This is a genomic window from Arthrobacter sp. V1I7 (assembly GCF_030817015.1).
In the GTDB taxonomy this organism is placed as follows: domain Bacteria; phylum Actinomycetota; class Actinomycetes; order Actinomycetales; family Micrococcaceae; genus Arthrobacter.
Map to the genome: position 1 here is coordinate 3,963,227 of NZ_JAUSYS010000001.1, position 19,434 is coordinate 3,982,660.

Below are 19,434 nucleotides of genomic sequence, written 5' to 3' on the forward strand. Positions count from 1 at the left end.
GCACGCCGTCAACCCGTCACCCCGATCAACCCGCGTGAATACTGGTCTGCGCGCTCATCACCCCGGCATCACCCCGTTTTTGGCGTCACCCCGACGCGTCCAGAAATCGACGCCAAAACTGAGCACGATTTGAGCGCAATACGTTGTGATCAGCAGACATTTTCAGCGCCTAGGGAGTATCACAATTCGCGAGTTTTCAACGATCTTGCTCTGTCGCCTGTGCTTCTGCGAAAGTTCAAATCCCACCGTCACCGCCAATGAGAAAGGCCCTGGTTCCCTTCGTTTGTGAGGGAACCAGGGCCTTTTGCTTCAATAACGGCAGGCTGGCTCCGGCGTTCCTGCCCGCCCGCCCACCAAAGTCGTTGGCGGGATTACTGTTGGTTAGTTTGAGCTCTCCAAGAGTTGCCTGCCCGCGTATAAGAACCCCGGCGTTGAACCCGTGAAGGGGGCTGAGTTGAGGTTCCGTTCGAATAGTTGGCCTATGATCCGAGGAGGCCACCGCGGCCTCTTAGTATTATTGGGGGAAATAATCGTGAAATTTGCGTTTCGCAGCGCCGCAGTGGCGGTCGTGCTCGCCGGGTCTTCGCTTCTGCTCGCACCAACGGCCAGTGCCGCAGTCTGCCCGCCAGGTCAGTCCTGCACCGTCGGAAAGTCATCTGTATATGTGGAGTCCGGAACGGTCGTGAAGGCAAACAAATACGGTTGGCCCAAGGGCGCCATGCTGAGATACCGCTGGTACCGCAACGGAACCTACATCGCCGGCGGCTGGAACGACAGCCTTAAAGTCGGCGGGCCCAAAGGCACAAAGTACGTCGTCCGCGTCCATAACACCAAGGCCGACCCGATGATCTTCAAGGTCAGCAGGACGTACGTCGTCAAGTAACACAACGGGACGCAACAAACCCCCGCCAGCAACTGACGGGGGTTTCTGTCGTCCCTGACCGCCAGTGTCCGTTCCATGGTGAAGATTGACGCTGAAGCGGTCGGCGCGATACTGCCGGCCTGGCTGCGATCTGCCGCTGTCTGCATTACATTCAGGTCGACCCAGCCGATAAGAACTGATATGCGAGCTAAGTGCAGCGATTTATCGGGGGGGAATTTGAAGAGAAAAGTCATCCTTCCGGGCGTTGCCGGGCGCTTACCAAGCTGCAGTAGGGTTCGCCTCGTGAAGACCACGAGCACCATTGCCCTCGGGCTTGCCATGACGTTCGGCGCGGCTGCGGTGGCTCCGGCGGCCAGTGCGGCGACCTCAACAACCACGCGCGCGCCGCAACAACGGGGGCTCCCGCACGCGCCCCCATGACCAAAGCCGCCTACACCGCGGCCCTCACCACCCTGTCCGTCGACTACCAGGTCGCAGCCCAACGCTTCGTGGACGACCAGGCCAAGGAATACGCCTACGAGCAGACCCTCCGACCCACCCTGGACAGAGCACTCTCGGCCAAGCGAACCGACCTCGACGCCACGGACGCAGCGTACAAAAAAGCAGTTGCCGCACTGACCAAAGCGAACAGCAGGAAACGGCCCGCGCTCGACAAGGCCCTCGAATCGGAAAGGCGGCCTATGCACAGAAGGCCGCAGCGAACACGAAAGCCCTGAACACCCTCGGCGCCGCCTAGGACAAGAAACGCCCCGGCCTGGACGCCGCGATCGCAGCAGAGCGGGCAGCCTTTGACGTCAAGACCACGACCTACTCCAAATCCATCGCCGCGCTGACCGAAGCGAACAACCGGAAGAGGCCAGTGCTCGACCGGGCCGTCGCGAACGAACACGCCAGCTACGCCGTCAAGAGGGCTGCCTACGACGCCGCAGTGTCGAAGGCCAAGACGACGCGCAGCGCGAAGCAGGTCGCCTACGCCAAAGACTATGCCGCGGCGAAAACCATGGCCGCTAAGAACCAGCTGAAAGCGGTCTACACGAAATACGTCGCCAGCTACGAAGCTGAACTCGCCGCTCTGAAAAAGGCGTACGCCAAAGAAGCTCCCGGCCGGGACGCCCGCATCCAGGCGCTCCGGGACGGGTACACCAAATCCAAGGCAGATTACGAAGCGGCTAAGGCTCAGCTGAAGGCAGAATACGACAGCGCATACCGGGGCAAGTCCGACCGCATCGAAGCCCTCAAAGACGGGTACACCCAGTCCAAGGCCGACTACAAGGCGGCCCGGGCCCGGATAAAAGACGCCTACGCCAGGGAAGCCCCTGCCCGGGACGCGCGAGTGGCCGCACTCCGGGACGGGTACACCAAATCCCAGGCCGACTACGCGATCAAGCGAACCGAACTCGCGGACGCTCAAACGAAAGCCGTAGCCGGTTACAAGACCAGCACAGCAGCCCTCCGGACCCGCTACGCCAAGACGGTAGCGGGTAACGAGTCCCGGCTCGCGGCCACCCGCACCGCCTTCGCGGGAGCAGGCGCCACGTACACCGTCGCTCTGAAGGCGCTGCGTGCGAACTACCCTGCCTACGTCCGCTAACCCCAAACGAACAGGGCACACCCAACCGCGGAGCCCAGCGTTTCACACCCCACGAAGGAATCACATGGAACGCCGACAATTCCTCACCCTCCCACTGGCCGCCCTGGCAGTGCCCGGACTCCTCGCGGCCGGAGCCGGATCTGCGCACGCCGCGCCTGCGCGCGCCCGGGCGCTCAAAGGCGCATCCAATGGTGGCAGCGACGCCCTGTCCTTCCAGCAGATCAAAGGCCTCAACGCCGACTGGTACTACACCTGGCAGTCCACTCGGACCTACACCGGCAAGCCCTTCGTCCCCATGATCAAAGACGCCCGGCGGCTCCTCGAAAAGGACGCGCTCGGGTACGTGAACAGGGAACTGCGGCAGACGAAAACCAGGAACCTCCTCGGCTTCAACGAACCCGACCACCCGCTTCAGGCCAACATGAGCGTCGATGAGGCTGTCCGGCTGTGGCCGCTGCTGCAGACGACCGGGCTGCGGCTCGGCTCTCCGGCCACCGTCAGCTCAACGGCCCCCTGGCTGGAGCAGTTCATGCTCAGGGCCAAGCGGGAGAACCTGCGCGTCGACTTCATGACCATGCACTGCTACGCCTGGCCAAACTCGGAGAGTTTCCTCAGGAAAGTCGCCGCACTTCACGAGAAGTACCAGCGGCCGGTCTGGGTCACGGAATACGCGGTCGCGGACTGGAGGGCAAGCAAAACGCGCCGCAATGCGTACTCCCGCAAGCAGGTTGAAACGTTTATGCGTGAAACCGTAGTGGGCATGCGCGCAATGCCGTTCGTGGAAAGGTTCGCATGGAAGACGCGCCCCATCACGGACCACCAAATGAGCACTTCAGCCCTGTTCCGCTTGAACGGCCAGATGACTTCAACGGGCAGGCTTTACGCATCACTCTAGGCCGCTCATCGCCAAGCTGCTGAAGGGCCCCGGGCACGGCCCTCCCGGGAACTTCCATGTTCCTCTCCGATGAGGTCGTGGTCCCCGACACCTGGGTCCTGGCACCGGCCACCCTCCGTTTTCAGTGGCATTGCTCCCGGATCGTCATCCTCGGGCCCATTGAAGTCACCGCCCAGCGGCCAGTGAGGACCTTCCTTATGGATGCGCCCGAGAGCTGACTGAGCCCTTGGCTATGTTGGCTGCGGCTCGCCGGTACGCGGAAAGGTACGTTTTCCCCAGGTACTCGACGCCAACTCGGGAGAAGTGGCTCCTGTCCCCCGTGCTCACACCGCCGGCCATAGAAGCTGCAAACCCGGTGTAAGCGACGCGCGAGGGGGTTTCGCGGTGGCTCCTGTCCACGTTAACCCTGCCCGGTGTGGCCGCGATTCCCTCTGGCGCCATGCCTCCCACTACAAAGGGCAGTTTCGGCGCCGCAAGCCGCGACCGGAAGAAGGCAATGAGTTCGTCCAGCTCCGCGCTGTATCCGGAGGTCGTCATCGACGAGTTGTTTTCGCCCTGGTGCCAGAGGATGCCTTTGAGGTCAACGACGTGACCGGCCGCCCTCGCCGCTTCCATACCCTCCAGCGTCTGCGCAACCGCCATCGCCGCGAGGTTAAACTTCCGTGCCGAGGCCCCGGCGACCGACCAGCTGAGGGTGGCAGCGGCGCTGGTGAATGACGTGCCGCCGTGCGCCGCCGGGATGATGAGAACCCCGACGTTGGCTGGCTGGGTTTTCAAGTACTCGCGGGCCAGCGTTGACGCAGGCGACATTCCTGTTGCATTGTCATGCATGTCCAGGGGAACCGTTGCCGGCCTGAGTGTGCGAAGTTTCGCGCCGTACTGGAAAATTCGCGGGTCCACCCTGTCATCGGTGCCACTGAGGGGAAGGCCGCGCCCGGACATGTTCGACTGCCCCACCGCCAGGAACACATGCAGGACGGCGCGCCGCTCCGGTCCGTAGCGGCCGTCCGTCGAACGGGGCGGTTCTGCCGTCCCGGGTGCTGTATCAGGAGATGCATCCGGCACCTGCGGTGCGGACACCGGCGCCAGGACAAACATGAGAACGACAATGAGGAACACTCGAAGCAGGTCGAGTAGCGGCCGAACGCGGTGAACAGCCGCCATCAAACATGCCTCCAGATTGCAATGCCCGAAGGTGGTCGGGGCGCGCAGGCCATGACCTTAGCCTGGGAATCCAGCACAAACGTATTTCCTCGCTAATGAGTGGGGGCACGAGCCAACGTGGCACCCCGATGACAGCCCTTTCCCACTATGGTTCACCGCGCCCTTTTTGGGATTGGCCGCCAGAGGCTTTGGCCCAGGGCCGGCGGCGGTGCGGACCTTAGACGGTGTCCGTCCGCTGGTCGCCCTTATGGCCGCGCAGGTTGTCCTGCACCTTGCCGAACAAATCCTTGATGGTTGACTCTGTGTTGGTGAGCATGTCCGGCTGCACGTAGACCTGCTGGCCCGGAGGCAGGCTGTAGTGGGACGGAAGAGCGCCCGTACCGTCCACTCCTTCCAGCGCGATCGTCACGCCGCCCTCCTTGCGCGCAATCGCGCCGACCCGGCCGAAGACCACAGTGAATTCGTCCGGCTGGAAGCTCACCGTCAGTCCAACATGTGCCCGGCTGAGATCACTTGCCGCGACGGCCTTCTCGTTCCCGGTCCCTGAATAGCTCATGTCCATCTCCCCGACGTTGTTTGCGTTGTACGAGAAGTCTAAGTCCGGGCCGGGAGGCCGCCTAGGTATTATTGCCGCCCTGCAGCGATGCCGTTGACCGCGCCCGGCCGTTGCGGCGCCGTCGGCACCGCGACCACCCGGAAGCAGTCCCGCCGCCTCCGCGAACCACGTTCCGACGGCTGGTCCGCCTCCTGGCGACTGGACGCCTGCACAATGAATCACCGGTTCGGCCGTGGAGTGGTCCATTGAGCCGGCGCCCGCCCACCGGGTTAGCTAGGTCACACCAGCGTTTTCCCTTTATGACACCAGGAAGCATCGTGACATTGCAGCAGAACCGGGCCACCCCCAGCCCAGCCCATTGGGACGACGTCCAGATCGGTGACCGCGTCCGCCTCCAGCGGAACGGCCAGCTTGAGCACACCGGCCGGGTGGACAACCGGACCGCCGACGGCGCCGTCGTCTGGGTGACTCCCGAGGGCGGTAGCCGGAAACTCTTCCACATCACTGACGGCTACCGACTGACGGCCGTTGCTGTGGAGGGAACGCACGATGAGGACAGCTGATGCTCCTGTCCTGCGGCGAGCCAAGGCCGAGGAAGCTCCCTTGGCCGGCCGGCCGGCCCGGGCAACGGCGCGGCAGGTGGCTGACGATGCCTGCCCGGACGACTGCCATTACTGCTGGGGCCCGGAGACGGACTAGCGGCAAGCACTCCCCTCATCGCCGGTAGAATTTGGGAAACCGCCGCCAGCGACGAGCAATGAGGGAGGATTCCGTGCGCCCACCCGCAGACCGTACGCCCTTCCATTGCGTCCGCTCGGCCATGCTTGCCACGGCTGCGGTGACGCTGGCAGCCGGTGCCCACGTTCTGGCCGGCGGCCACCTGCCGGCCCCCGGCATCCTGCTCGGCCTGCTCGCCCTGATCAGCCTGGCCGCCACGGCGGCCACCCGCCTCCGCCTCAATTCCGCAACCATGACGGCCCTGCTGGGAGCCGGGCAGCTTGTGCTGCACGAGGCTTTCTCCGTATTCGGTTCCGCGTTCACCCCGGCCGCGTCCGGCGCGGCTAAAGGATCGCACCACGCAGCTCCCTTCACCGCACCGCTGGCGGCGGGGCCGGCAGAGCTACACATTCCGGATTCCCAGCTCACCGTCGCGATGCTCGCAGGGCACGCCCTGGCAACGATCGCCTGCGCCCTGCTCCTTGCGAAGGGCGAGGACGCCCTGTGGTCGCTCGCCGCCTGGCTGCGCCCGCTGGTCCAGCTCCCTGCTCCGGTGACGCCCGACGCCGTCGCGTCGCCGGCGGTGGCTATCTGGCCGGCGGAGGCTGCACCTCTGCCCTGGCGGAACCTCCGGTTCGATTGCCGCCGCGGGCCACCGTCCGCCGTCGTCCTCTCCTGACCTTCCGCTTGACCGGGCCGCACGTCCTCCCGACCAGCTCCAGCCCGGGCACTCGCCGTGCCGCCACGGCACCCCCTTTTTGTGCGCCCGCAACGCGGGCTGCACGCACCAGCGAAAGGCCCATCCCTTGAAGAAATCAACAGGTTCGTTTGTCCTGCGCCGCACGCTTTCTGTCTCGGCCGTGGCCGGCAGCACCGCCGCCCTCATGCTCGCGGGGATGAGCGGCGCCTCGGCACACGTCGGCATCAACCCGGACAAAACCACCGCTAACTCCTACGCCCTGCTGACCTTCGGCGTCCCGCATGGCTGCGAAGAGTCCGGCACCACGAAAATCACCATCACGCTCCCCGCCGAGCTGGACGATGCCCAGCCCACCGTTAACCCGAACTGGACGGTCCAGAAGGTCGTCGAGCAGCTGCCCGAGCCGAAGGAAACGGCAGACGGCGCCACCATTACCAAGCGCACCAGCCAGATCATCTACACGGCCAAGGCGCCTCTGGAGCCGGAGCTCCGTGACGCGCTGGTGCTCTCCGTCAAACTGCCTGATGCCGCAGGGAAGACGCTGTACTTCCCGACCCTGCAGAACTGCGAACAGGGCCAGACGGACTGGTCCGAGATCGCGCCGGAAGGCCAGGATGCACACGCTCTCAAGGCCCCGGCACCCGCTGTGACCGTCACCGAAGCCGCCCCGGCCGGAGCCGGGCACGACGACCGCGCCGCTGTTTCGTCCGACACCGCGGCCGACACTGCGGCCGTCGCCGCGCCGGGTGCCGCGTCCGGCGCATCCGATGCCGCCGCGGCGGATGACGCGGGCGCCCAGGCGCGGAGCTGGGCCGCCCTTGCAGCCGGTTTCGGCGGTCTGGTTCTCGGCGGCATCGCCCTCTTGCGGAGCCGGGGCCGACAGTCCGCTCCGGTCCCCGTGCCGATTCCCAAGAAGTAGCTGACCGCGATTGGTGCCCGGAAATTACGATCCGGGCATCAATCCGGCACGTCCCGCCGTCGCACCGTTGACTACGCCCCCGGGAGGGGGCATAAGTGGTGCCATGACGGTTCAGCGAATTCAGAACGGACTGGCACTTACCGCCGCCGCAGCGGCCGCGCTCATGTTCAGCGGCTGCGGGTCCGGCAATACGCCCTCCCCGACGCCGAGCCAGCCGGCGTCCGCCACGGCGAGCCCGCCGTCGGCCAGCACAGCTCCCGCCAGCACGGAGACCCCCGCGCCGACGCCGGCTTCCCCGCCAGCTCCCGCGCCGGCCGGGACCGCGCGCTGCCAGGCCGCCAGCCTGGCAGCGACCACGGATTCCACCGGCGGCGGCGCGGCCGGCAACGTCAGCATGAAGCTGATCGTGACCAATGCAGGAGCGGAGCCCTGCCTCCTGACGGGCTTCGCCGAAGTCTCGCTGACCTCTGGCCCCGACGGCGAACCCATCGGTGCCGCTGCGACTCGTGACTACTCCACTCCGGTTCCGGAAGTACTGCTCGCGCCTGGCCAGGCGGGCACCGCAACGCTGCAGTACAGCCAGGCCGGCAACTACCCGGACTGCACCCGGACTGCAGCCGCCGGCTTCCGGATCTACCCGCCGGAAGACACCGCGTCCCTGTTCATCGTTGAGCCGCGGGACGCCTGCGCCAATCCCAGCATTGCGCTGCTGACCGTTGAAGCTTTCCAAGCCAGGTAGCCCCACGGCCTCCCGTGACGGCGTCGCGTCCGCGCCAAGAAGTAGCTGACCTCGGCTGATGCTCGGCGATCACAATCCGAGCATCAATCCGGCGCCGCCGACGCGGCGTCGTTGACTCAGCCAACAGTGGGCGTAAGAGTGGTGCCATGACGGCTCAGCGAATCAAAAACGGACTGGCACTCACATCGGTTGCTGCCGCGGCAGTGCTCCTGCTCAATGGCTGCGGCAGTTCCCCTGCCCCTGCTGCCAGTGAACCGGCATCCCCCACGGCAAGCTCGCCGTCCACGCAGGGCACAGCCGCAGCCGCGACCGGAGGAACCCAGACACCCGAGCCGTCGGCGGCTTCCCCCTTGCCGGCGCCCCAGGCCGGGCCCGCGATGTGCAAGTCCGCCAACCTGACGGCCGCCACGGATTCCACCGGCGGTGGCGCAGCCGGCAGCGTCTACCTGCAGCTGGTCCTGACAAACTCCGGAGCCGAACCCTGCCTGCTCAAGGGCTACCCCGGGGTCTCCCTGACCGCTGACGCCAACGGCGACCCGATCGGTGCCGCCGCTACCCGTGACGGTTCCACTCCCGTCACCGACATCTTGCTGGCGCCGGGCAAGGCAGGCACTGCGACGCTGCGCTACACGCAGGCCTCCAATTACCCGGACTGCACCCGGACCCCGGCGGCCGGCTTCCGGATCTATCCGCCGGAAGACACCGCTTCCCTGTTCGTCGCCAGTCCCCGGGATGCCTGCAGCAACACCGGCGTCGGCCTGCTGACTATCGGCGCTTTCCAGGCCAAGTAGGCTCCACGGGCCCGGTCAGGCCGGGACCTGTCACCCTGCAGGCGGCCCGCCCCGCTCATGCGAGACCCCCGGAACTGCCGCGATGGCGCCCGCCGGATACTGTCGGTGCCGTAGGGCATGATGGAGGAATGAAGGGGCAGCAGTTCGCTGGCGGCGCACTCACAGCCGAAGCCATGGACCGGTTCAGCCAGCCGACCCGGGATTGGTTTTTGGGCGCTTTTTCCGCGCCCACCCCGGCCCAGAACGGCGCCTGGAACGCGGTCTCCTCCGGATCACACGCCCTCGTGGTCGCGCCCACGGGCTCCGGCAAAACGCTCGCGGCCTTCCTCTGGGCGCTGGACCGGCTGCTCGTCTCGGCCCCGGCGGAGCCCGCTGAACTGCCGGGCCTCGACGCCGCGAAGGGCATCCGGCGCAAGACGCCGAAGCGGAACACCCGAGTGCTGTACATTTCACCGCTGAAGGCGCTGGGCGTCGACGTCGAACGGAACCTGCGGGCCCCGCTCATCGGCATCACGCAGACCGCCAAACGTCTCGGCCTGCCCGCTCCGTTAATCACCGTGGGCGTCCGTTCCGGGGACACCCCGGCGTCGGACCGCCGCGCACTGCTCAGCCACCCGCCGGACATCCTCATCACCACGCCCGAGTCGCTGTTCCTGATGCTCACCTCCAAGGCCCGGGAGACGCTCAGCGAGGTGGACACCATCATCGTGGACGAGGTCCACGCCGTCGCCGGCACGAAGCGCGGGGCCCATCTGGCGGTATCGCTGGAACGCCTCGACGCGCTGCTGGCCAAACCCGCCCAGCGGATCGGGCTCTCGGCCACGGTGGAACCGAAGGAGCTCGTCGCGCAGTTCCTGGCCGGTTCCGCACCGGTGGAAATCGTGGCCCCGCCTTCGAAGAAGAACTGGGACCTGACAGTGTCCGTCCCGGTGGAGGACATGTCCGATCTCCAGGGCGCGGCGGGGGCCTTCGATTCCGGTCCGGCGTCCGGGCTCCAGCCGCAGGCGTCGATCTGGCCGCATGTGGAGGAGAAGATCGTGGACCTGGTGCTGGCCAACCAGTCCACCATCGTGTTCGCGAACTCCCGCCGGCTCGCCGAACGGCTGACCGCCCGGCTCAACGAGATCTATGCCGAGCGGCAGCTCGTGGCGGCCGGCGGCGGCTGGGACGAGTTTGGCGCCGCCGCTGCGGACTTCGATGGGCGGCGCGGGCCGACGGAGCCGTCCGGCGGCGTGTCGCTGCCGGCCGCACCTCCGACGTCGACGGTACCTCCGACGTCGACCGCGACCCCGGCCCATATGATGGCCCAGGCCGGCAGCACGGCCGGAACCGATCCGGTACTGGCCCGGGCCCACCACGGCTCTGTCTCCAAAGACCAGCGGGCCCTGATCGAGGATGATTTGAAATCCGGCCGGCTGCGCTGCGTCGTCGCCACGTCCTCCCTGGAACTGGGCATCGACATGGGCGCCGTGGACCTCGTGGTCCAGGTGGAGTCGCCGCCCTCGGTTGCCAGCGGGCTGCAGCGCGTGGGCCGCGCCGGCCACCAGGTCGGCGAAATTTCCCAGGGCGTGCTGTTCCCCAAGCACCGCGCGGATCTGGTCCACACGGCGATCACGGTCGAACGGATGCTCGGCGGTAAGATCGAGCGGCTCAGTGTCCCGGCCAATCCGCTGGACATCCTGGCCCAGCAGACCGTCGCCGCCACCGCGCTCGGGTCCATCGATGTGGAGGAATGGTTCTCCACGGTCCGCCGCTCCGCACCCTTCGCCTCCCTGCCCCGCTCCGCCTTTGAAGCCACCCTGGACCTGTTGGCCGGGCGCTACCCCTCCGATGAATTCGCGGAGCTGCGGCCCCGGATCATCTGGGACCGCAACGCCGGCACCATCGAAGGCCGGCCCGGTGCCCAGCGGTTGGCCGTCACCTCCGGCGGCACTATTCCGGACCGCGGCCTGTTCGGGGTCTACATCATCGGCACGGAAACGGAAGGCTCGGGCGGGGCTGGCTCCTCCGGCACGGCCAGCGCCGATGGCCGGGCCGCAAGCCCCGCCGCCGCCGCGGCCAAGGGCGGCCGCCGGGTGGGCGAACTGGACGAGGAAATGGTCTACGAATCCCGCGTCGGGGACGTGTTTGCCCTGGGCGCCACCAGCTGGAAGATCGAGGACATCACGCATGACCGGGTCCTGGTATCCCCCGCCTTCGGCCAGCCCGGAAAGCTCCCCTTCTGGAAGGGTGACTCCCTCGGCCGGCCGGTGGACCTGGGCCGGGCGCTCGGCGCCTTTGTGCGCGAACTGTCCGCGTCCGACGTCGGGCCGGCCACGGAGCGGTGCAAGGCCAGCGGACTGGACGATTTCGCCGCCAACAACCTGATCCAGTATCTCGCCGAACAGAAACTGGCCACCGAAATGGTACCCAGTGACACGACCCTCGTGGTGGAGCGTTTCCACGACGAACTCGGCGACTGGCGCGTCGTGCTGCACAGCCCCTTCGGCATGCCGGTGCACGCGCCGTGGGCGCTGGCCGTCGGGCAGCGCCTGCACCAGCGCTACGGGACGGACGGCTCCGCCATGGCCGCGGACGACGGCATCGTGCTGCGGGTGCCCATGATGGAAGACGAACCGCCCGGAGCCGAACTGTTCCTCTTCGACCCGGAGGAACTCGAGCAGATCGTCACCGCCGAAGTCGGCGGGAGCGCCCTCTTCGCCTCCCGGTTCCGCGAGTGCGCCGCCCGCGCACTGCTGTTGCCCCGGCAGAACCCGGGCAAACGGCAGCCGCTGTGGCAGCAGCGGCAGCGTTCCGCCCAGCTCCTGGACGTCGCACGGAAATACCCGACCTTCCCGATCGTGCTGGAAACGGTCCGCGAATGCCTGCAGGACGTCTACGATCTCCCCGCCCTGAAGGACATCGCGGCCTCCGTAGAGCGGCGCGAACTGCGGATCGTGCAGACCACCACGCAGCAGCCTTCGCCGTTCGCCAAGTCCCTGCTGTTCGGCTACGTCGCACAGTTCCTCTACGAGGGGGATTCCCCGCTCGCCGAGCGCCGGGCGGCCGCGCTGGCGCTCGATTCCACCCTGCTCAACGAGCTCCTGGGCCGGGTGGAGCTGCGCGAACTGCTCGACGCCAAGGTCATCGAAGCCACCGAACGGGAGCTGCAGCGACTCGCCCCGGACCGGAAGGTCCGCGGCCTGGAAGGGGTGGCGGACCTGCTCCGGCTGCTGGGCCCGCTCACCCCGGCGGAGGTCGCGGCCCGCCTGGAACCGCGGGCCGAGCCGGTTGCTGCGGCGGAGCCTTCCGCGGCGGAGCCTTCGCCGCCGGTTTCGCCGCCGCCGGCGCCGGCGCCGCCGGGCGCGGTCGGGCCGGACCCGGAGCTCCAATCTGCGGAGCCCGCACCTGAAGCTCTGGAAATCCTGGTCGTCGACGCCGCCGCGCACCTCGCCGCCCTCCAGCGAGCCAACCGTGCCATCAAGGTCAACGTGGGCGGCGTGGAACGCTTCGCCGCCGTGGAAGACGCGGCCCGCCTGCGTGACGCCCTCGGCGTCCCCCTGCCCCTGGGTGTCCCGCTGGCCTTCATCGAACCCGTCGCGGATCCGCTGGGCGACCTTGTCTCGCGCTACGCCCGGACACACGGCCCCTTCACCTCCGCCGAGGCGGCCGCCCGGCTGGGACTCGGGGTCGCCGTCGTCGGCACCGCACTGAAAAGGCTCGCCGCGGACGGCCGCGTGGTGGAGGGCGAGTTCCGCCCCCACGCCGCAGCCCCGGAACCGACCGCGGCGGGCGCCGGGACCCTCGCTCGCCCGGATGCTGGTCCCGGGATCCAGCAGTCCCCCGCCGCGCCGTCGTTGGCCGGCGTCAGTGAATGGTGCGACGCCGAGGTCCTGCGCCGGCTCCGCCGCCGTTCCCTCGCCGCGCTCCGGGCCGAGGTCGAGCCGGTGGACGCCGCCGCATTCGGCCGCTTCCTGCCCGCCTGGCAGAACGTCCTCGCTCCCGGCCGGCGCGGCCAGTCTGCACTGCGCGGACTGGACGGCATCATCACCGCCGTCGACCAGCTTTCCGGCGTTCCCATCCCGGCCTCGGCGTGGGAACCGCTGGTCCTGGCGAGCCGGGTGTCCGGCTACCAGCCGGCCATGCTCGACGAGCTCATGGCTGCCGGGGAAGTTCTCTGGTCCGGCGCGGGCTCACTGCCGGGCAGCGACGGCTGGATGAGCCTGCATCTTGCCGATTCAGCAGAGCTGACCCTGAACCCGGCCGTCGACTTCGAGCCCGGTGACGTGCAGCTGCGGCTGCTGGACCACCTGCGGAACAACGGCGGCGGGTATTTCTTCCGGCAACTGACCAAGATCGCCGGCGGCATGGACTCGGTACTGAGCGACCAGGACGTCGTCTCAGCACTCTGGGACCTTGTCTGGTCCGGCCGGGTCACCGGCGACACCTTTGCCCCGGTCCGTGCCCTGATTGCCGGCGGCCACACCGCCCACCGGCAGGTGGCCCGGGCTCCTCGGGCCCGCGCCCCCCGGTTGAGCAGGCTCGGGCGCGCCCACGGCACCGGGCTAATGGGATCGCCCGGGTTGACCGGCGGCCGTTACGGATCGGTCACCGGTTCCGCGCCGACCCCGCCGCTGGCCGCGGGCCGCTGGTCGGCGCTGCCTGCCCCCGAACTGGACCCCACCATCCATGCCCGGGCGACGGCCGAACTCCTGCTGGACCGGTACGGGGTGGTCACCCGCGGCTCCGTCATGGCGGAAAACATCCTGGGCGGCTTCGGGCTGATGTACAAGGTGCTGGCCCGGCTGGAAGAGGCCGGGCGGTGCCGGAGGGGCTACTTCATCGAGCATCTCGGCGCTGCCCAGTTTGCCGTGCCGGCCACCGTGGACCGGCTGCGGTCCTACGCCGAGGACACCGAGCTGCACAAACCCGAGCCGACTGCCCTGGCCCTCGCCGCAACGGACCCGGCCAACCCCTACGGCGCCGCGCTGCCCTGGCCGGCCCTCAACGTCGACGCGGGGACGGGCCACCGCCCGGGCCGGAAGGCGGGAGCGCTCGTGGTGCTGGTCGACGGCGCCCTGGTCCTGTATGTGGAACGCGGCGGCAAGACCCTGCTGGCCTTCAGCGAAGATACCGAAACCCTCACTGCGGCGGGCGCCTCCCTGGTCGGCGTTGTGACCCGCGGGGCGGTCGACAAACTGATCATGGAAAAGGTCAACGGCCACGACATCCTGGACACGCCCATCGCCACCGCCCTCGCCCAGGCCGGCGCCTACTCCACCCCGAAGGGACTGAGAATCCGTGCCTGAGGGCGATTCCGTGTTCCGCACCGCCGCGCAGCTGCACGCGGCCCTGGCCGGCCAGCAACTGCTCTCCTCCGACTTCCGGGTGCCACGCTTCGCCACGCTCCGGCTCGGCGGCTGGACCGTGACCGAGGTGGTGCCCCGCGGCAAGCACCTGCTGATGCGGCTGCAGGGACCGGCCGCGCCCGCACCGGACAACCAGCCCCGGCCGGCGGACCAGCCCGGACAATCCCCGCCCCAACCACCGGCCGCCGGACGAGCCACCCCGGCAGACCAGAACCGGCTGACCATCCACTCGCACCTCAAAATGGAGGGAACCTGGCAGGTCTATCCGCCGGGAGGACGCTGGCGGAAGCCCGGCTTCACCGCCCGGTGCGTCCTGCGCACCGCCACGGCAGACGCCGTCGGCTTCTCGCTCGGCATCCTCGAAGTGGTCCGGACGTCCGAAGAGGACTCGATCGTCGGGCATCTGGGGCCGGACCTGCTGGGCCCCGACTGGGATCCGGCGGAGGCAGAACGGCGGATCCGCGCTTCCCCCGACGTCCCGGTCGGAGTGGCGTTGCTGGACCAGAGGAACCTGGCCGGAATCGGGAACATCTATCGCTGCGAGGCCTGCTTCCTCTCCGGCATCCACCCGGCATCGCCCGTCTCTGCAGTGCCCGATCTGGCTGGCCTTATCTCCGATGCGAAAGTTTTGCTGGAGGCCAACGTGGGGGCCGGCCGCCGGACCACCGTCCTCAATCCACGCGGTGTTGCCGTGGGCCGGACGTCGAGGCTGCCCGGCTATTGGGTCTACCGCCGCGAGCACCAGCCATGCCTGAACTGCGGCACTCCGATCCGGCGCGGAGTGCTGGGTCCGGCGGGGGGCACCGAGGAACGAGACACCTACTTCTGTCCCAAGTGCCAGCCACAGCCGGGCCCAGGCTCAGAATAGCCACGCCTGCCCGGGTAAGGCCACGCCGGGCCCCGGGGGGACGGGGGCGCTGCCCGGTGGGGCTGCCGGCGTCGTGGTCAGGGGGCGACCGCAACGCCTGGCGCCAGCGGCGTCGGTACTTTTGGTTCGGGCACCGTGAAACGCGGCAGCAGGAGCTGCACGAGCGGTCCGATCGCCACGGCATAGAGCACCGTCCCGACGCCGACGGAGCCGCCCAGCAGCCAGCCGGCGCCCAGCACCACGACCTCGATTCCGGTCCGGGAGGCCCGCACCGACCAGCCCGTGCGCCGGGCGAGTCCCGTCATCAGACCGTCCCGGGCCCCGGGCCCCAGACGGGCACCGATGTAGCAGGCCGAGGCGATGCCGTTGAGCAGAATGGCCCCGGCGAGCATTCCGGCCTGTCCGCCGAGGTGCGAGAACGCCGGAATAAGGGCAAGACCGATGTCCGCGAAGACCCCCACCAGCACGGCGTTGCACAGCGTACCGACGCCGGGCCATTGCCGGAGCGGGATCCAAAGGAGCAGCACGAGGAAACTCACGATCACCACGACCGTGCCGATGCTCAGTCCGGTCTTGACCGCGATGCCTTGGTGGAAAACATCCCAAGGATCCAGTCCGAGACCGGCCCGAATGAACATCGCGAGCGAGACGCCGTACATGGCGAGGCCAATGAGGAGCTGCAGGAACCGTCGGGTCATCATCCCACCATCTTCAAGGGAAACTGGCCTTGCAATCCATAGCCAGTTTGAAATACTGGCTTGATGTCCGGTTCCCTGAATCCCGCCTCGCTGGCCCGTCTCCTCGGTCAGTGGCATCTCGGGGCGTCCCCTGCGTACCGGGAGCTCGCCGACGTGGTCCGTTTGCTGGTGCTCGACGGCCGCGTCCCGCTGGACGTCGCCCTGCCCAGCGAGCGGTCCCTGGCCGGAACACTCGGCGTCAGCCGCACTACCGTGACTGCCGCCTACGCGCTGCTGCGTGAGCAGGGCTTCCTCAGCAGCGGCCAAGGCAGCCGGGGGCGGACCTGCATCCCTCGCCGGGGGCCCGAAGGAGCGGTGCCGGACAACAGATCCGAGTTCAGCCGGGCACCTGGGTTGGCCGTTCCGGACGGGCTCCTGGATCTTGCCTATGCCTCCCTGCCTGCCAGCGGGGAGGTGGTGCACCGGGCGTTTGCCGCCGCGTTGACCGAACTGCCGGCGCTGCTGCCGGGGTTCGGCTACGACGCGCTTGGCGTCGCCCCGCTGCGGGAAGCCATCGCCGCCCGGTATTCGGCCGCCGGCGTTCCCACGACCGCGCACCAGATCCTGGTGACCTCCGGCGCCCAGCATGCGCTGAATGTCGTCCTGCGCACCCTGGGCAGCCGTTCCGCCAAGGTACTAGTGGAGCACCCCAGCTACCCCAACGCCCTCGACGCGATCCGCGCGGCGGGCTGCCGGATCGTGCCGGCGCCCCTGCCGCCGTCGTCTTCGATCGGGGAGCCCGGCTGGGATATGGATGCCCTGGAGACCGCCTTAAGGCAGCAGCGGCCGGCAATGGCCTACGTGGTCCCCGACTTCCACAACCCCACCGGGCGGCTGATGCCGGATTCCCAGCGCCGGCGACTCGCCCGGGCGGCAGCCGCCTCGGGCACCGTGCTCGTGGTCGATGAGACGCTGCGGGAGCTCAACCTCGACGGCGCCCCTTCCACCCCGCTGGCCGCATTCAGCCCCGCGGTGGTCTCCATCGGCTCGCTCAGCAAGTCGCACTGGGCCGGGCTGCGGACCGGGTGGATCCGGGCAGGCGAGCCGCTCATCCAGCGCTTCGCCGCGGCCCGCACCACCATGGACCTGGGCGGGCCCGTCGTGGAGCAGCTAGCAGCGGCCCACCTTGTCAACGCCCTCACGGAACCGCTCCCCGCCCGGCTCGCCTCACTGCGCCACAACCGCGACACCGTGTTGGAGCTGATCAGCGGGCACCTGCCGACCTGGCAGACGGAGCGGCCCGACGGCGGGCTGTCCGTCTGGTGCCGGCTGCCGGCCCCGCTCAGCACGGCCTTGACGGTGATCGCCCCGGAATTCGGCATCCGGCTCGCGGCCGGCCCCCGCTTCGGGATCGGCGGAGCCTTCGAACACTATCTGCGCGTGCCGTTCACCCTGCCTCCGGAGCAGCTCGAGACCGCTGTGCTGTCCCTGCGCTCTGCGCAGGACCGGCTGGAGGCGTCACCGCAGTTGCGGCGGGAACTGAACAGCCCGCCCGCCGTCGCCATCGCCTGACGGACGGGGGCCGGGCGCCGCCGTGGCGAGAGGCGCGGGCGGCGCGGGCGCGGCGCGGGAGGCACGGGCGCAGCGCGGTCGTGGCGCGGAATCCCTGCGAGGCGCTTTCGACACCGCGTCGCGCAATGTACCTGGCGACGCCGGAATCCGGGCATCGTCAGGTACATTGCGCGTCACCAGCGAATTTGCGCATCGCCGGCCGCCGGTTCGGTCCTAGACATACACCTTTTCCAGGAACCCGCCCCAAGCCCCAAGCCTTGGCCATGGCGCCGGAATCCCCGCGGCCGCTGAAATTGTGAACGGTCATGCCCACCGGGGCGCCGAACGCGTTACGGCCGAAGAAGCGGTACAGGGTGTCCGCCGTCAGCAGGCCCAGGAAGTGTTCGTTGGCGAAGTCCACCTCGCCGGAGAGGCCCCCACGCCGTCGAGCTCCAGGTCCACGGTGCCGCCCGGGGCCGGGTCGGCCACACCGAGGGCCTTCTTGAGCCGCTCGAACCCGTCCTGGGTCTGCGAGGCAGCGGGTGCCTGGACGTCCGTGAAGACCACGGGCCTGCCGTCGAAGTACTTCAGGTACTGGCCAACGGTGTGCAGGTAGAACTCCGTGTGCCTGCTGGCGCCGTCGTACTGCTCGTCCCAGTTGTCCGCGAAGATGCCACCGTGGACGTAGTGCAGCCGGCTGCGGCCGGCGCACTCCCGCCAGCGCCGGTACCGGCGCCGTCGTGGTACCTGTCCACCAGCCGGGTCACCGCGGCGCCGAGCTCCTCGGCGAAGGCGGCCCGGTCCGCTGCGGTACGGAACATGATCTCGCCGTCGATGGCAAAGGTGGCGAGTTTCTGCCTTGCCGCCGTGGCGCCGCTGCCGGGTTCGCGGGAGCGCTGCGAGTTCGCCGGAAACTTCCGGCGAAACCGGACGGTTTCCAGCGAATTCGGCGAGGCAGCCGCAGGAGCGCCGGGCGGGTGGTCGGGGCGGCGCCGGGCGGGGCGGGCAACCGCCGAAACGGCGGGGAGAACGGCGCCAAGTAGAATGGACCCGTGATGCAATCCCCCCTTCCCGTGCGCGACGGCGTCAACGCGACCCGCCTCCGCCTCCCGGACGGGGGGCCCTGGGACACCGCGCTGGACTACATGATGCACCGCTGGGGCCACATCGACCCGCAGGGCATCGAGGACCGGTTCGACGCCGGAGAAATCGTGGGCGAGGCCGGCGTCCCGCTGGACCGTGCCACCCCGCTGGAGAGCCACACCTTCATCTGGTACTACCGGACGCTGCCGCCGGAGACCCGCATCCCGGTTGAACTGGACATCCTGCACCAGGACGAGCACCTCCTCGTGGTGGACAAGCCGCACTTCCTGCCGACCACGCCGGGCGGAACCTACATCCAGGAGTCCGCCCTGGTCCGGCTCCGGAACCAGCTCAAGCTGCCGGACCTCATTCCGATGCACCGGCTGGACCGCATGACGGCCGGAATCCTGCTGCTCTCCACCAACCCGGAAACCCGCGGCAAGTACCAGGTGCTCTTCGAAAAGCGCCAGGTCCAGAAGGAATACGAGTGCGTGGCCGCGGCCGAGTCCGCCGCCGGACACCCCGCCGTCGGCTTCCCCGTGGTGGTCCGCAACCGGATGACCAAGTCCCGCAGCTATCTGCTGGCCGAGGTGATCGACGGCGAACCCAATGCGGAAACCCGGATCGAGCGGGTCCGGACATTCGACGCGACCCCTGGGGCTGGAAGTGCCGGCGCGGCCGACGGCGGGAACGGGCGCCGTGCGCTCTACCGCCTGGAGCCGCACTCCGGGAAAACCCACCAGCTCCGGGTGCACATGGCGTCGCTCGGGCTGGGCATAGTCAACGATGCGTTCTACCCGGAACTGCTGGACAAAGCCGCGGACGACTACGCCAAACCCCTGCAGTTGCTGGCCCGCGGCATCCGGTTCCTCGATCCCATTACCGGCAAACCCGTCGAATACCGCAGCCGGCTGAGGCTCAGCGAGGCCCCCTAGGCCTGCCGGCACCGGCC

The 19,434-nt window shown here is 68.5% G+C and carries 19 protein-coding genes; 14 read left to right on the plus strand and 5 right to left on the minus strand.

Going from position 1 to position 19,434, the window contains the following annotated elements; translation table 11 throughout:
* Positions 1–532: 532 nt before the first annotated feature.
* The 4 genes from QFZ69_RS18190 (at position 533) to QFZ69_RS18205 (ending at position 3,369) form a co-directional block, all read left to right on the plus strand.
* A complete protein-coding gene (locus tag QFZ69_RS18190) occupies positions 533–883 on the plus strand; it encodes a hypothetical protein (RefSeq protein ID WP_306913366.1) in 351 nt (116 codons plus the stop codon).
* Positions 884–1,299: 416 nt separating this feature from the next.
* The gene (locus tag QFZ69_RS18195) at positions 1,300–1,599 is read left to right on the plus strand and encodes a hypothetical protein (protein WP_307000319.1); all 300 of its coding nucleotides are present in this window, start codon (positions 1,300–1,302) and stop codon (positions 1,597–1,599) included.
* Positions 1,600–1,742: 143 nt separating this feature from the next.
* Entirely contained in the window at positions 1,743–2,474 is a 732-nt protein-coding gene (locus QFZ69_RS18200; protein ID WP_306913369.1) for a hypothetical protein, read from the plus strand.
* Between the two features lie 64 nt (positions 2,475–2,538).
* Positions 2,539–3,369, plus strand: coding sequence for a glycosyl hydrolase (locus QFZ69_RS18205; RefSeq protein WP_306913371.1), 831 nt, complete (start codon positions 2,539–2,541; stop codon positions 3,367–3,369).
* A gap of 195 nt (positions 3,370–3,564) precedes the next feature.
* Here the strand turns inward: QFZ69_RS18205 and QFZ69_RS18210 are convergent, their stop codons facing one another.
* Positions 3,565–4,533, minus strand: a complete 969-nt coding sequence (locus QFZ69_RS18210) for a sialate O-acetylesterase (RefSeq protein WP_306913373.1) — start codon at positions 4,531–4,533, stop codon at positions 3,565–3,567.
* 217 nt (positions 4,534–4,750) lie between these two features.
* Positions 4,751–5,089, minus strand: coding sequence for a hypothetical protein (locus QFZ69_RS18215; RefSeq protein WP_306913374.1), 339 nt, complete (start codon positions 5,087–5,089; stop codon positions 4,751–4,753).
* A 317-nt stretch (positions 5,090–5,406) separates the two neighbouring features.
* Between QFZ69_RS18215 and QFZ69_RS18220 the strand changes: the two genes are divergently transcribed.
* From QFZ69_RS18220 to QFZ69_RS18230, 3 genes are all read left to right on the plus strand, one after another.
* Complete coding sequence (locus QFZ69_RS18220; RefSeq protein WP_306913375.1) at positions 5,407–5,652, plus strand: hypothetical protein; 246 nt, start codon at positions 5,407–5,409, stop codon at positions 5,650–5,652.
* Positions 5,653–5,861: 209 nt separating this feature from the next.
* Positions 5,862–6,485 (plus strand): hypothetical protein, encoded by a 624-nt coding sequence (locus tag QFZ69_RS18225; protein ID WP_306913376.1) that lies wholly within the window; start codon positions 5,862–5,864, stop codon positions 6,483–6,485.
* Positions 6,486–6,690: 205 nt separating this feature from the next.
* On the plus strand, positions 6,691–7,425 hold the full coding sequence (locus QFZ69_RS18230; RefSeq protein ID WP_373461913.1) for a YcnI family protein: 735 nt from the start codon (positions 6,691–6,693) through the stop codon (positions 7,423–7,425).
* A gap of 120 nt (positions 7,426–7,545) precedes the next feature.
* Here the strand turns inward: QFZ69_RS18230 and QFZ69_RS18235 are convergent, their stop codons facing one another.
* The gene (locus QFZ69_RS18235; protein WP_306919724.1) at positions 7,546–7,821 is read right to left on the minus strand and encodes a hypothetical protein; all 276 of its coding nucleotides are present in this window, start codon (positions 7,819–7,821) and stop codon (positions 7,546–7,548) included.
* Between QFZ69_RS18235 and QFZ69_RS18240 the strand changes: the two genes are divergently transcribed.
* From QFZ69_RS18240 to QFZ69_RS18255, 4 genes are all read left to right on the plus strand, one after another.
* Complete coding sequence (locus QFZ69_RS18240; RefSeq protein ID WP_306919496.1) at positions 7,769–8,164, plus strand: DUF4232 domain-containing protein; 396 nt, start codon at positions 7,769–7,771, stop codon at positions 8,162–8,164. The genes QFZ69_RS18235 and QFZ69_RS18240 overlap by 53 nt on opposite strands.
* A gap of 146 nt (positions 8,165–8,310) precedes the next feature.
* Positions 8,311–8,955, plus strand: coding sequence for a DUF4232 domain-containing protein (locus tag QFZ69_RS18245; RefSeq protein ID WP_306913379.1), 645 nt, complete (start codon positions 8,311–8,313; stop codon positions 8,953–8,955).
* A gap of 128 nt (positions 8,956–9,083) precedes the next feature.
* Entirely contained in the window at positions 9,084–14,243 is a 5,160-nt protein-coding gene (locus QFZ69_RS18250; protein WP_306913380.1) for a DEAD/DEAH box helicase, read from the plus strand.
* Positions 14,236–15,171, plus strand: a complete 936-nt coding sequence (locus QFZ69_RS18255) for an Fpg/Nei family DNA glycosylase (protein WP_306913381.1) — start codon at positions 14,236–14,238, stop codon at positions 15,169–15,171. The genes QFZ69_RS18250 and QFZ69_RS18255 overlap by 8 nt, the downstream gene beginning before the upstream one ends.
* A gap of 77 nt (positions 15,172–15,248) precedes the next feature.
* Here QFZ69_RS18255 and QFZ69_RS18260 read toward each other — a convergent pair whose 3' ends face one another.
* Complete coding sequence (locus QFZ69_RS18260; protein WP_306913382.1) at positions 15,249–15,872, minus strand: YitT family protein; 624 nt, start codon at positions 15,870–15,872, stop codon at positions 15,249–15,251.
* Between the two features lie 60 nt (positions 15,873–15,932).
* Here QFZ69_RS18260 and QFZ69_RS18265 point away from each other — a divergent pair, with 60 nt between their 5' ends.
* Complete coding sequence (locus QFZ69_RS18265; RefSeq protein WP_306913383.1) at positions 15,933–17,420, plus strand: PLP-dependent aminotransferase family protein; 1,488 nt, start codon at positions 15,933–15,935, stop codon at positions 17,418–17,420.
* Between the two features lie 363 nt (positions 17,421–17,783).
* On the opposite strand, the gene QFZ69_RS23400 is transcribed toward QFZ69_RS18265, so the two are convergent.
* Positions 17,784–17,966: a hypothetical protein gene (locus QFZ69_RS23400; RefSeq protein ID WP_373461727.1), complete on the minus strand. Its 183-nt coding sequence runs from the start codon at positions 17,964–17,966 to the stop codon at positions 17,784–17,786.
* 111 nt (positions 17,967–18,077) lie between these two features.
* On the opposite strand from QFZ69_RS23400, the gene QFZ69_RS23405 reads away from it, so the two are divergent.
* Complete coding sequence (locus QFZ69_RS23405) at positions 18,078–18,455, plus strand: hypothetical protein (protein WP_373461728.1); 378 nt, start codon at positions 18,078–18,080, stop codon at positions 18,453–18,455.
* Complete coding sequence (locus tag QFZ69_RS18280; protein WP_306919497.1) at positions 18,455–19,417, plus strand: RluA family pseudouridine synthase; 963 nt, start codon at positions 18,455–18,457, stop codon at positions 19,415–19,417. The genes QFZ69_RS23405 and QFZ69_RS18280 overlap by 1 nt, the downstream gene beginning before the upstream one ends.
* The last annotated feature ends 17 nt before the right edge of the window (positions 19,418–19,434 follow it).

Excerpts from the sequence above, each read along its gene's own strand:
- QFZ69_RS18195 (WP_307000319.1), top strand. The coding sequence starts at position 1,300 with ATGACCAAAGCCGCCTACACCGCGGCCCTCACCACCCTGTCCGTCGAC.
- QFZ69_RS18205 (WP_306913371.1), top strand. The coding sequence starts at position 2,539 with ATGGAACGCCGACAATTCCTCACCCTCCCACTGGCCGCCCTGGCAGTG.
- QFZ69_RS18210 (WP_306913373.1), bottom strand. The coding sequence starts at position 4,533 with ATGGCGGCTGTTCACCGCGTTCGGCCGCTACTCGACCTGCTTCGAGTG.
- QFZ69_RS18215 (WP_306913374.1), bottom strand. The coding sequence starts at position 5,089 with ATGAGCTATTCAGGGACCGGGAACGAGAAGGCCGTCGCGGCAAGTGAT.
- QFZ69_RS18230 (WP_373461913.1), top strand. The coding sequence starts at position 6,691 with ATGCTCGCGGGGATGAGCGGCGCCTCGGCACACGTCGGCATCAACCCG.
- QFZ69_RS18235 (WP_306919724.1), bottom strand. The coding sequence starts at position 7,821 with ATGCTGACGTTGCCGGCCGCGCCGCCGCCGGTGGAATCCGTGGTCGCT.
- QFZ69_RS18245 (WP_306913379.1), top strand. The coding sequence starts at position 8,311 with ATGACGGCTCAGCGAATCAAAAACGGACTGGCACTCACATCGGTTGCT.
- QFZ69_RS18250 (WP_306913380.1), top strand. The coding sequence starts at position 9,084 with ATGAAGGGGCAGCAGTTCGCTGGCGGCGCACTCACAGCCGAAGCCATG.
- QFZ69_RS18260 (WP_306913382.1), bottom strand. The coding sequence starts at position 15,872 with ATGATGACCCGACGGTTCCTGCAGCTCCTCATTGGCCTCGCCATGTAC.
- QFZ69_RS18265 (WP_306913383.1), top strand. The coding sequence starts at position 15,933 with ATGTCCGGTTCCCTGAATCCCGCCTCGCTGGCCCGTCTCCTCGGTCAG.
- QFZ69_RS18280 (WP_306919497.1), top strand. The coding sequence starts at position 18,455 with ATGCAATCCCCCCTTCCCGTGCGCGACGGCGTCAACGCGACCCGCCTC.